Source organism: Sphingomonas alba (genome assembly GCF_023516555.1).
Lineage (GTDB): Bacteria > Pseudomonadota > Alphaproteobacteria > Sphingomonadales > Sphingomonadaceae > Sphingomicrobium > Sphingomicrobium album.
In genome coordinates, this window is sequence record NZ_JAMGBD010000001.1 from 378586 (window position 1) to 389936 (window position 11351).

The following is an 11351-nucleotide window of genomic DNA, read 5'->3' on the forward strand; positions in this document are numbered from 1 at the left end:
ATTGGATGCCCCGTGCATGTCCAATCTCCCGTCGCTTGCGTCGCTCCTTCTTCGATCGACGGCGGGACAGGCCGTCCGCATTCAATCGCTTCGGCTCACGTAAAATACAAAAGGTCTCGATAGGTTTCACGCGGATTCTTGCGTCCGCTTTCCACCCAAAGCTGCCACTGGGTCGCTGCGTCCGTACTCACCCAATCCGGACACGAGGAACTGGCCATATGGTGATGGTAGGCAGCGCCAACCTGACGTTTTCTCCTAGGTCCCCATCCACGACTTCCCCGATTGGGGCGCCATTACCGTCACGCTAAAACGCGGTCCGCAGCCGGGGGCCTGTTCGGGGGAGAAAACCTGAACGAGACAATTGGTGAAACGGCTGATCGAATTGGGATTTCTGGCGTGCCTCACCGCCGCTGGCCATGCTTATGCGGGAACACGCGAGAAGCCTACCGTCATGGAAAGTGCAGACAGGCTTGGCCCCGGCCAATTCGTCTGGAGTCCGGACGCCGTTTCAACCGGACCTGTGCTCCTGGTGATTGATCTGACCAGGCAGCGGGTCCTGGTGTACCGCGGAGGCGTACCCGTTGCAGCCTCGACAATATCGAGCGGCAGCAAGGGACGCGAGACGCCGATTGGCGAGTTCACGATCCTCCAGAAAGAAGTTGTGCACCGGTCGCGCACCTATGACGACGCCCCCATGCCCTACATGCAGCGGCTCACCGAGAAGGGCGTCGCAATGCATGGCGGCAATTTGCCGGGCTATCCGGCGTCGCATGGTTGTATCCGGCTGCCCAGAGCCTTTGCCAAGCTGCTCTACGGTGTCACTGACCTCGGCACGCCGGTCGTGATCACCGACGCCGAGCAGGAGCAAAGGGTCGCCGAGTATCAGGCCGCCGTGGAAGATGTTGCCCAGAAACTCGCCGGACTCCATGCAGACGCCGAGCGTGCATTGGCCGAATCCCATCGGGCAATGGCCGAACACGAGGAGGCTTTGAAGCAGCACGACGCCAAGTTGGCGAAGTACAAGTCGGAAGTTGCTTCGAAATAGGCTTCTGTCCGCTCGTCCCACCCCTGCCGCCGGCCTAACGCCCGCCCTGCGCCTCCTCGGTCGGTACCAGTTCGAGGATCTGATCGCCGGCCTGGATGTCCGGCGGTCCCGGATCCCAGGGCGAAAGGGCTGTCCGCCCGCGATAGAGGCGAACGGCGCGGCCGTTGCTGACATCCTTCAAGGCTTGACCGACCTCGTCCGCGGTGGCCGCGCGCTCCTGCAGCCTGACGTCGCCGCGGGCGGTGGCAAGGTCGCGGAGGTATTCGGCAAGGTGCTCGCCGTGGCTGCTGGCGGCCAGCAGCAGGCCCGCGAAGCCGACCGGATTGATGACGATGTTGGCGCCCGCCTGCTGGGCGAGGTCCTCATTATCGGAATTGCGCACCGCCACCGCAATCCTGACTCCCGGCGCCATTTGGCGGGCCGTCAAGACCGCGAGGATCGATGTATCGTCGCGCCCGCAACTGACGATGAAGCTGGCCGCACGCTCGATATGGACGGCCTTCTGGACCTCGTCGCGGGTCGCGTCGCCGCGAATGGTTGCGACCCCCGCCCGCTTCGCGATCTCGATCGCTTCTTCATCCGCATCGACGACGACGATCTTGCCGACTTTCGTGCCGGCGGAGAGCAGCTCCGCCATCGCATTCTGGCCGGTACGGCCGAAGCCGGCGAGGACGACGTGCTCTCTCAGGGTGTTCTGGATTCTTTGCATGCGCCAGTTCTCCCAGCTGCGCTTGAGCAGGAACTCGGCGGCTGTGCCGAGGAAGATAAGCCACAGGAAAACGCGGATCGGCGTGATCAGGAAGGCATCGATCAGGCGGGCCCGCTCGCTGATCGGGACAATGTCGCCGTAGCCGACGGTCGTTACCGTGATCATGGTGAAATAGACGACGTCGGCGAAGCTGAGATGGCCGTCGATATTGTCGCGCAGGCCGAAGCGGTCGAACCAGAGGATCGCGAAGGCGAGGACGAGCAGCGAGATCGCGATGGCGACCCGCACCGCCAGGCCGTGCCAGTCGTGCAATGCCCGCCTCTGCAGCGGCTGGAGATCCGGCCTGCGGAACATCGGGCGCTCAGCCCCTCAGCACGGCGGAGAATGGTCTCTTTGCCATAGCGCGGCGCTGTTCCAGTTCCCGCGCGAAGTCAGTCAGTGGAAACACGGAGCCGGGGCGGCGGCGCGATCGCGGCCTTCGCACCGCCAACCCCCTCGGTCAGTCTCTAGGTCCGTCGAGGCCTCATGAGCCGGTACGCGAACAGAAGCACGAATGCGCCGGCGGTGGCGATCAGGATGTTGACGAAATTGCCGCCCCCGATGCCCAATTTGCTGGCGATGAACCCGCCGAGCAATCCACCGGCTATGCCGATCAGGATCGTGACGATGATTCCGCCTGGGTCGTCGCCAGGCATGATCCATTTGGCGAGTATGCCGGCAATCAAGCCGACCACGATCCAGCCGATGATCCCATATTCCATATCGCGCTCCTCAAGCGGCCCCCGCCCAGGCTGGCGGACTGCCGGTAATGCTGTTGAGGCGGCCCTCGTCGCTATCGGGGCAAACCTGAGCGCAGGGCCAGCATCCGTCGGGGAAAGCCCCTTGGGTCGATACCCCTAAGGCGACATCATATCTTGTTTGGATAGAGCAGCTTGGCCCGTCGGATATCATTGCGCGATGGAAACGAGGCTAGCTTTCTACCGGCGCCGTGCTTGCGAGGAATATCTTGCGCACAGCAACGCCATCCACCCGGAGCAGCAGGCTAGCCATCTTGGCATGGCCAGGCATTTCGACAAGCTGGCCAAGGCGGAGGCGGAAAAGCCGCAACCCGATGCACCGGAGCAGGACAGCCTGGAACTCGCCATCGAGCCGGCGGCTGAATGTTCCTGACGAACACGGCATCTGAACCTGCAATGCGCCCGCCAAGCGAAAGCCGGCGGGCGCACCGAGCGGCACGCTTTCAATCTGGGGACTAAAAAGCGTGCGTAGCCGCACGCTAATTCGGAAATCCGCCTGAGATTAGCGTACAGGCGACACGGGTTTGCGAATTTGCGGCATTCCACTGGAGCCTGCAGAGCGTAGCTGCGCCGCAACAGGCCGCGCGAAAATCGGCCGGCATACCAACTTTCACTCATGGCGGCGCACGGAACCCGCGACCATCGTCGCCGCCTTGTCTCGGGGGAATTATGGCTGTTCGACACTGGACCAACTTGGGGTTTTCCCGCTGTCTTGGATTGATGGTTGCCGCCGCATGGCCCAGCGCAGCTTTTGCGCAGGACGCGGCTCCGGCGCCCGCCACCGAGGCTGACGCCGCCCAATCGGCGGACGTCACGGTTGCCGAAGACCCGGCGCTGATCGACGACCACAAATGGCATTTTTCGACGATCGGCTATGCCTGGCTTGCAGGCGCCTGGGGCGAGACCGACGTCATCGGACCGGCCCCGCCGGTCGACCTGGACCTGCCCTTCGGCAAGGTGCTGAAGTCGTTCAAGTTCGCTTTCATGGGCGCCGCCGAAGCGCGCAAGGACAAGTTCGTCATCGTCGGCGACCTGACCTTCATCCACCTGAAAGCGGACCAGGGCATCGGTATTCGCGACCCGAATTTCCTCGAGGCGACGCTCGATTCAAGAACGGCGGAAATCACCCTCCTCGCAGGCTACCGGGTCGTCCAAAAGGAAGGCCTCAGGGTTGACCTGCTCGCCGGCGGCCGGATGAACTGGTTCAGGGCGGACCTGGAGCTGGAAGGACCCCGCAACAGCCTTGAGGGCACGAAGAAGGAAAACTGGTTCGATCCCATCATTGCCGCTCGCGGCGCCGTTCCGCTCGGCGGCAAATGGAGCGCGTCGGCCTATGGCGACATTGGGGGGATCGGAATCGGTTCCGACATCACCTGGCAGCTGGTCGGCGGCATCGACTACCGGCTCAACCACAAGATGACGCTGGGTGCCGGCTGGCGCTACTTCAAGGTCAATTACGACCACGGCGACTTCCTCTACAACGTCCACCAGAGCGGGCCGACGATCACGTTCCGGACGGAGATGTAGGGACCGCGCAACTACCCTTGTCGAAAGGCCGCGACTGCCGAGTCGATCGTCGGGTGGAAGCGGTTCTCCCCCAACTCGGCGAACAGGCCGAAGCGCTTGAGTTTGTCCTTCACCGGATCCTTGAGCTCGGCGAAATGTAGCTCGACCCCTTGCCGGGCCAGGGTTTGGGTGAGTTCGTGCAGGGCGTCGACGGCAGTGACGTCGACGCTGGTGATCGGAGCGGCGGACACGACGATCATCCGCGCCGGGGTCGGCGAGGCGGCGACGGCGTCGAGCACGCGGTCGCTGAACTGTTCGGCATTGGCGAAGAACAAAGGCGCGTCCCAGCGGAACAGCACCAGCCCCGGGATTCGGGACGCTTCGGGATAGCGGGCGATGTCGTGATAGCCCTCGACCTGGGGCGGATCGCCAAGGATCGCCCAGTGCGGGCGCCAACCATCCCACAGAAATTCAATCACCGCGAAGACGATTGCAATGCCGATCCCGGGGATTGCGCCGAACACGGCGACACCGACCGTGCAGAGGATCGACAGCCAGAACTCCCAACGCTGGATGCGATAGATGCGTGCAAGGTCGCCGAACTCGAACAGGCCGATGGCGGCGGCGATGACGACCCCGGCAAGCGCTGCATTGGGAAGGTTCCGGAACAAGCTGGGCGCGGCTATGATGACGAGCGCGACGATTGCGGCGCCGACAATGCCGGTCACCTGCGACTTCGATCCCGACGCCTCCGCAACCGGCGTGCGCGAGGAACTGCTGCTGATCGGGAAGCCCTGGAAGAAGCCGGCGGCGAGATTGGCGGCGCCTAGGCCGATCATTTCCTGGTTCGGGTCGACGCGCATATGGGTGCGCGCCGCATAGGTGCGCGAAAGGACGCTGGTGTCGGCGAAGGCGACAATGGCGACGGCGAAACCGCCGACAAGGATGCTGACGAGATCGCTCGCCGAGATGGCGGGAATGGTGAAGACCGGAAGACCCTGCGGCACTGTGCCGAGAACCTTTACGCCGCTGGTTTCGGCGAGGTTTAGCAGGCCCGTCGCCGCAGTCGCGCAAATCACCGCGAGGAGGATGCCGGGGAAGCGGGTGAAGCGCTTCATTAGCAGGATCGCCGCAAGCACCGCTCCGCCGATCGCGGCGCCGGTCCAATTGGCCTGGTTGCGTAGCAACGCCTGGACGATCGCCCAAAGGTCGCGGAGCGGTCCTGAGCTTTCGATCTTGAAGCCGAAGAGCTTGGGCAACTGGCTGATCAGAACGGCCAGCGCGATGCCGTTCATGTAGCCGTAGCGGATCGGCTTGGAGAGCAATTCGGTGACGAAGCCGAGGCGGAACAGGCCGGCGACGATACAAACGGCACCGGAGACTATAGCCATGGCGCCGCCGATGGCGACCGCGCGTGCGGGATCCCCAGCCGACAAGGCGACGACGACACTGAGGATGATGGGAGCCAGCGAAGAATCCGGGCCAAGGACGAGGATGCGGCTTGGCCCGAACAATGCGTAGGCGATCAGAGGAACGATGGTCGCGTAAAGACCGTAGATGGCAGGCAGGCCGGATGCGACGGAATAAGCGATGCCGACGGGCACGAGCATGGTCGAGAGGACGATGCCGGCGGTGATGTCATTCTTCAGCCATTCCGGCTGATATTCGCGCAGGACCCGAAGGCCGGGAATCCATTTGCGCCAGCCGGAGGACTGAACGGCGGAGCTGCTGCCTGCCGGCGTACTAGCCATGACGGTCGAACCACGGCGCGGCGGTCAGCAATTCAATAGACCTCCTTCACCAGGCGGACCTTCGTGACATCGAGCTTGTCATTGTAGCGGTGCTTGTTCGACCGCTTGGAAAGCTCGACCTTGTCGCGCTTGATGCGCTTGTACGGGATCTGCGAGAGGATGTGCTTGATGCCGTTCAGGCGGGCGCGCTTCTTGTCGTCGCTGACGATCACCCACCAGGGCGCCGCGTCGTGGCTGGTCGCGTCGAACATCGCATCCCTCGCGCGCGAATATTCATACCAGCGCGAATAGGATTTGAGGTCCATCGGGCTGAGCTTCCACTGCCTGAGCGGGTCTTCGATCCGCTTGGCGAACCTGCGGTCCTGCTCCTTCTTGCCGACCTCCAGCCAGAGCTTGATGAGGATGATTCCCTGCTCGACCAGCCATTGCTCGAAGTGCGGGACGTTCTTGAGGAAGTTCTCGACCTCCTTCTTGGTGGCATAGCCCATGACGCGCTCGACACCGGCGCGATTGTACCAGCTGCGATCGAAGATCACGACCTCGCCGGCCGACGGGAAGTGCGGGATATAGCGCTGCAGGTAGAGCATCGATTGCTCGCGCTCGGTCGGCGAGCTTAGTGCGACAATGCGGAAGGTCCGGGGGCTGACGCGCTCGGTCAGGCGCTTGATGAGCCCGCCCTTGCCGGCCGTGTCGCGTCCTTCGCAGACGATGACGACCCGGGCGCCGGTTTCGCGGACCCAGTCCTGCAAATAGCAAAGTTCGACCTGGAGCTTCTGGAGCTCCTTCTCATAATCCTTGTTCGAAAGTTTTTCCTGCCCGGCCGGCGGCTTCGCCCGTGGCGGCTTCGCTTCCCTTTTTGGAGCGCTCTTGCGGCCCGTGATCTTCTCGAACGGCTCATGTTTCTGGATATTCATTGTCTTTCCCCGACAAGCGTCGGAATGCCAACCAGACGTTGCGGGTTGTTTGCATCGGGGAATTCCCGCGATTTGGGCTGCTTCGTTGCCAGCTTTTGTTGCGCATGCGATTTGAGCGGGCATGGACATCCCCGCAGACATTTTCGCCGAGCCGGTCATCGATCCCGACACGCTGGCCAACCTCGGCCCGCTCAGGCGCCTGGCGGGGATTTGGGAAGGCAAGCGCGGGCACGACATCAACCCGAAGGGCGACGGGCCCGAGCACCGCGAGTTCACCGAGCGGATCGAGATGCAGCCGATCGACGGCCAGCCGAACGGGCCGCAGCTATTCTATGGCCTGCGCTACCACGTCCACATCAACACGCCGGAAGAGCAGATCACCTTCCACGACCAGGTCGGCTATTGGCTGTGGGAGCCGGCGACGGGGCTGATCCTGCAGACGGTGACGATCCCGCGCGGCCAGGTGGCTATCGCGGCCGGACATGCCGGGCTGGATGACAACAAACTGGTTCTCGCGGCGACGCGCGGCCAGACGGAGTATGGCATTTGCTCGACGACCTTCCTGGAACTCGCATTCAGGACCGACAGCTACAAGATCGAGGTCGAATTCCACGATGACGGGTCATGGTCTTATGTGCTCGACACCATGCTGCAGGTACACGGGCAAGCCGAGCCATTCTTGCACCAGGACCGCAACCGGCTGACCAAAGTTGCCGAGCCGACGCCGAACCCGCTGGCGCTGCTCAACCTTTCAGCCAGTCCCAATTATCGCCAGGCAGAGTGATTTCCGTGTCCGGGTGGGCACTTGGCCCGATTGTGCCTGGCGAATGGAAGCGGGTATATTGCGTTCGTGGGGGAGAAAAGCTGCTCGTAAGGAGTAGGTTATGAACCCCTGCGCAAAGACATTCGCCGCAGTCGCAGCCTCGCTTAGTCTTCTCCTCACCCCGACGATGGCGGCCGCCTCATCGCCGACTGCTACGCCCACGCAGTCCATCAATCCGCTCGCAGTGGTCAGCCTCTTTGGCTCGCGAGCGTCCGCGGCGGTCACCTATCCGCAAGTAGCGCCGGTCGCATCGGCGGCGCATTTGGCGGTCATGGCGCAGGCTTCCTCGGCCACCGACCCCGACGCGCGGCACTCGCCAGATTACGGCATCAACTGGCCGCTTCTGGCCCTCGGCACATTCTTCTTCCTCGCGGGCGTTTACACCCTGTTCGCCGACGACGATGACGATGGGCCGCACGTTCCAATCAGTCCCGATTGATCCTTACCACTCCGCGAAACTGCCGTCCTTGTTCCGCCAAATGGGGTTGCGCCAGCGGTGGCGGTCCTTGTGGAGGTCGCGGACGACGTCTTCGTCGATGTCGACGCCGAGGCCGGGGCCTTCGGGGATGGGCAGATAGCCGTCCTGCGGCTCCAGCTGCTCCTTGTGCTTGCAATAGGTGAAAAGGTCGGCGCCGACATTGTAGTGGATGCCGAGGCTCATCTCCTGGATAGCGACATTGGGCGTGCAGGCGGCGAGTTGCAGGCAGGAGGCGAGCGCCAGCGGTCCGAGAGGGCAATGCGGGGCGACGGCGACGTCATATGCCTCCGCCATGGCCGCGATCTTGCGGCATTCGAGGATGCCGCCGGCGTGGCTCAAGTCCGGCTGGATGATGTCGACCGCGCCGGCCTCGAAGAAGGGCTTATAGTCCCAGCGTGAGTACAGGCGCTCGCCAAGCGCGATGGGGGTCGAGACGAGCTCGGAAATCTGCCGCAGGCCTTCCGGGTTCTCTGACAGCAATGGCTCTTCGATGAAAAGCAGGCCGAGGGGTTCGAGGACCTTGGCGAGTTGCTTCGCCATCGGGCGGTGGACACGGCCGTGGAAGTCGAGGCCGACGTCCATGCCGGCCGCCTGCGCCGCCTTCACCCGGTCGATGACCTCGTCGAAGTGCCTAGGGGTGCCGATCCAGTCGAGCTCGGCCGTCGCGTTCATCTTGACGGCGGAAAAACCCTGCCCTGCCCGCGCCTCAGCGGCGTCGGCAATCTCATGCGGGCGGTCGCCGCCGATCCATGCGTAAGCGCGGATTTTGTCGCGGAGGCGCCCGCCGAGCATCTCCCACGCCGGCAGGCCGAGCGCCCTGCCCTTCAAATCCCACAAGGCCTGCTCGAACCCTGCGAGCGCGCTCATCAGCACGGGCCCACCGCGATAGAAGCCGCCGCGATAGGCAATCTGCCAAATGTCCTCGATGCGGTTGGCATCGTGGCCGATGAAACGGTCGCGCAACGGTTCGAAGGCACCTTCGACCGCCTCGGCATAGCCTTCGAGGCTCGGCTCGCCCCAGCCGACAGCGCCGTCCTCCGTCTCGACCCGGACAAACAGCCAGCGCGGCGGGACGTAGAAGGTCTCGATGCGGCCTATGATGAGCGGCTTGGCCATCAGGCGACCTCGGGATTGCCGGATTCCGCCGGCTTTTCGGTGCGGAGCCGCTCAGCCTGTGCGGCGTCGGGCCATTGCGAGCGAGAGGTCGGGACCAGCGGCACGGCAAGGCACATGGACGAGGCCGGAAGTACGTCGCGCCAGTCGCGGATCAACTGCTTATAGGCCTTGCCGACGTTCCGGATCTTGCGGTCCAGGTCATAGAGGCCGACCGGGTTGACGTTGCCGTTCTGGACGCGAAGCGCGGTGTCCCAGTCGACCTGGTCCGTCAGGCTGTACCAGGTGAAGCCGACAGTCGGGATACCAACGTTGCGGAGGCGAAGGACGTTCGCCCATTCCTTCCACAACCATTGCACCGCCTCCTGCCCGGTCTCTCCTTCGCGCAGGTTGGTTTCGGTGTGCATGATCGGGAGGCGGTAGCGGTTGTGATATTGCCGCGTGATCTCGCAATAGCCGAAGACCTCGCCCGCCGCTTCGGTGCGGCCGTCGGGGTGTACGCGATGCTCGTTGGTGCGGTAGTAATCGTTACCGAGGATGCAGTGCTGCTTCATCCTGGTGTGCAGGAAGAAGCGGTATTCGTCCCGAGTCATGCCATTATCCAAGAGGTATTCGTACATCTCGCTGTCGACGCGGCGGCCGTAGTTGAGGTCGAGGCTGAGGAAGCGGCGGGAATTGAGCGATTCCGCCGGGCCGATGGCGGCGGGGCTGTCGGCATGGAAATATTCGGAAGACTCACTCTGGATGAAGATGGCGTCGGCGCGATGTTTCAGGATTTCCATCATCGCCAGGACATTGGCGCGGACGAGGTGCTTCAGGGCGGTGACGAAGCCGCGGTCGGTCTGCAATTGCTCGTTCCACCAGCCGTATTTCGCGGAGAAGACCGCGCAAATGAACATCTCGTTGATCGGCGTGTAGAGCTGCACCCAGGGATAACGCTCGGCGAAGGCGCCGGCATAGGTCGCGAAGAGATGCGGGAAGTCCGGGTTCTGGAAATTGCCGAGCCAGTCCGGGACGCCGAAATGGCAGAGGTCGACGATCGGCGTGATGTCGCGCCTCAGGAGATCGTTCATCGTCAAATCGGCGAATTCCCAGTCATACTGGCCTGGGGCGAGGAACGTCTTGTGCAGCGGCGGGCCGAAGCGGAGGAAGGTGATGCCGAGATCCTCGACGCAGTCGAAGTCTTCCTTCCAGCGCCGGTAGTGGTCGCTCGCCTCCATCTGGTCGACGCGCGTGGAGCCGTTGTTGATCGTGGGGATGCTGTTTTCGATCCCCGTCGCAAACATGAAGTTGGCGATTGTGACTTCTCCCGGTTCAGCCCCTGAACGGCAGTTCGGCGATCCCCGAAACGCCGACATGGGCCGCAAACAGCCCACCCGCTAAAGGCTGGCGATCAAGATCGGTTCCCTGAAGGTCGCGGCTGGCGGAGGTGATGAAGAGGGTTTCGAGGCCCTCGCCGCCAAAGGCGACGCTGGTCGGGCGCTGGACGGGCGTATCGAGCTTCAGGAGCAGCTCGCCTGCCGGGGAAAAGCGGCGGACGCACCAACCATCCCAGAAGGCGATCCACAGACAGCCTTCGGCGTCGACGGTCATGCCGTCGGGATAGCCATCGCCCTTGCCGAACTGGATGAAGGTGCGGCGGTTGGAGGCGTTCCCGGCCTCGTCGAGGTCGAAGGCGTAAGTGAGCTGCAGAGAGCTGTCGCTTTCGTACATGGTGCAGCCGTCGGGACTGAAAGCCGGGCCGTTGGTGACTCGATAGCCTTTGTCGATTGCTGTGACAGAATGGTCGACGCCGACGCGATAGAGGCTTCCGGCCGCGCGACGCTCGCTGTCGTCCATCGTCCCCGCCCAGAAGCGGCCTTCACGGTCGGTCTTGCCGTCGTTGAAGCGGTTGCCGGGCAGTGCCTCTTCCGGGTTGGCGAAGACATTGAAGCGGTTGAAATCATGCGTGAAGGCGAGGCCCTGTTCCGTGCCGGCAATGAAACCGCCCTGCTCTCGCGGCCAGATGGAGCCGATCTTCATCGGCGTGTCCCAGGAAACCGTGTCGCCGTCGCGCAGGCGAAAGACCTTCATGCCGTTGATGTCGACCCAGTAGAGGGCATCGTCGCGCGCTACCCAGACGGGGCCTTCGCCGAGAATCGCCTTCACATCGGCGACGCAGCTTATTTCACCGCTTATTTCGGCTAATCGTGAACCCATGGCCGCCTCCCGTGGT

General features: G+C 63.3%; 12 protein-coding genes. 5 read left to right on the top strand and 7 right to left on the bottom strand.

Going from position 1 to position 11351, the window contains the following annotated elements:
• Nucleotides 1-364 precede the first annotated feature (364 nt).
• Complete coding sequence (locus LZ536_RS01955) at nucleotides 365-1045, top strand: L,D-transpeptidase family protein (RefSeq protein WP_249846619.1); 681 nt, start codon at nucleotides 365-367, stop codon at nucleotides 1043-1045.
• A 34-nt stretch (nucleotides 1046-1079) separates the two neighbouring features.
• On the opposite strand, the gene LZ536_RS01960 is transcribed toward LZ536_RS01955, so the two are convergent.
• Nucleotides 1080-2108, bottom strand: a complete 1029-nt coding sequence (locus LZ536_RS01960; RefSeq protein ID WP_249846620.1) for a potassium channel family protein — start codon at nucleotides 2106-2108, stop codon at nucleotides 1080-1082.
• A 152-nt stretch (nucleotides 2109-2260) separates the two neighbouring features.
• Complete coding sequence (locus LZ536_RS01965; RefSeq protein WP_249846621.1) at nucleotides 2261-2515, bottom strand: GlsB/YeaQ/YmgE family stress response membrane protein; 255 nt, start codon at nucleotides 2513-2515, stop codon at nucleotides 2261-2263.
• Nucleotides 2516-2711: 196 nt separating this feature from the next.
• Here LZ536_RS01965 and LZ536_RS01970 point away from each other — a divergent pair, with 196 nt between their 5' ends.
• Both LZ536_RS01970 and LZ536_RS01975 read left to right on the top strand, forming a co-directional pair.
• Nucleotides 2712-2924, top strand: coding sequence for a hypothetical protein (locus LZ536_RS01970; RefSeq protein ID WP_249846622.1), 213 nt, complete (start codon nucleotides 2712-2714; stop codon nucleotides 2922-2924).
• A gap of 347 nt (nucleotides 2925-3271) precedes the next feature.
• Nucleotides 3272-4078 carry a hypothetical protein gene (locus LZ536_RS01975; RefSeq protein WP_249846623.1) on the top strand — a complete coding sequence of 269 codons (807 nt, stop codon included), beginning with the start codon at nucleotides 3272-3274 and terminating at the stop codon, nucleotides 4076-4078.
• A gap of 11 nt (nucleotides 4079-4089) precedes the next feature.
• On the opposite strand, the gene LZ536_RS01980 is transcribed toward LZ536_RS01975, so the two are convergent.
• Entirely contained in the window at nucleotides 4090-5808 is a 1719-nt protein-coding gene (locus tag LZ536_RS01980; protein WP_249846624.1) for a SulP family inorganic anion transporter, read from the bottom strand.
• Nucleotides 5809-5840: 32 nt separating this feature from the next.
• The gene (gene ppk2 / locus LZ536_RS01985; protein WP_249846625.1) at nucleotides 5841-6722 is read right to left on the bottom strand and encodes a polyphosphate kinase 2; all 882 of its coding nucleotides are present in this window, start codon (nucleotides 6720-6722) and stop codon (nucleotides 5841-5843) included.
• 121 nt (nucleotides 6723-6843) lie between these two features.
• On the opposite strand from ppk2, the gene LZ536_RS01990 reads away from it, so the two are divergent.
• Both LZ536_RS01990 and LZ536_RS01995 read left to right on the top strand, forming a co-directional pair.
• Nucleotides 6844-7506 (top strand): FABP family protein, encoded by a 663-nt coding sequence (locus tag LZ536_RS01990; protein ID WP_249846626.1) that lies wholly within the window; start codon nucleotides 6844-6846, stop codon nucleotides 7504-7506.
• A 100-nt stretch (nucleotides 7507-7606) separates the two neighbouring features.
• A complete protein-coding gene (locus LZ536_RS01995; protein ID WP_249846627.1) occupies nucleotides 7607-7984 on the top strand; it encodes a hypothetical protein in 378 nt (125 codons plus the stop codon).
• Nucleotides 7985-7987: 3 nt separating this feature from the next.
• On the opposite strand, the gene dgoD is transcribed toward LZ536_RS01995, so the two are convergent.
• Genes dgoD through LZ536_RS02010 form a run of 3 tightly spaced genes read right to left on the bottom strand, consistent with a single transcriptional unit; the run spans nucleotide 7988 to nucleotide 11335 of the window.
• Complete coding sequence (gene dgoD, locus LZ536_RS02000) at nucleotides 7988-9139, bottom strand: galactonate dehydratase (protein WP_249846628.1); 1152 nt, start codon at nucleotides 9137-9139, stop codon at nucleotides 7988-7990.
• Nucleotides 9139-10422, bottom strand: coding sequence for a family 1 glycosylhydrolase (locus tag LZ536_RS02005; RefSeq protein ID WP_249846629.1), 1284 nt, complete (start codon nucleotides 10420-10422; stop codon nucleotides 9139-9141). Before LZ536_RS02005 ends, dgoD begins: the two co-directional genes overlap by 1 nt.
• A gap of 28 nt (nucleotides 10423-10450) precedes the next feature.
• Nucleotides 10451-11335 carry an SMP-30/gluconolactonase/LRE family protein gene (locus LZ536_RS02010; protein ID WP_249846630.1) on the bottom strand — a complete coding sequence of 295 codons (885 nt, stop codon included), beginning with the start codon at nucleotides 11333-11335 and terminating at the stop codon, nucleotides 10451-10453.
• Nucleotides 11336-11351: the final 16 nt, after the last annotated feature.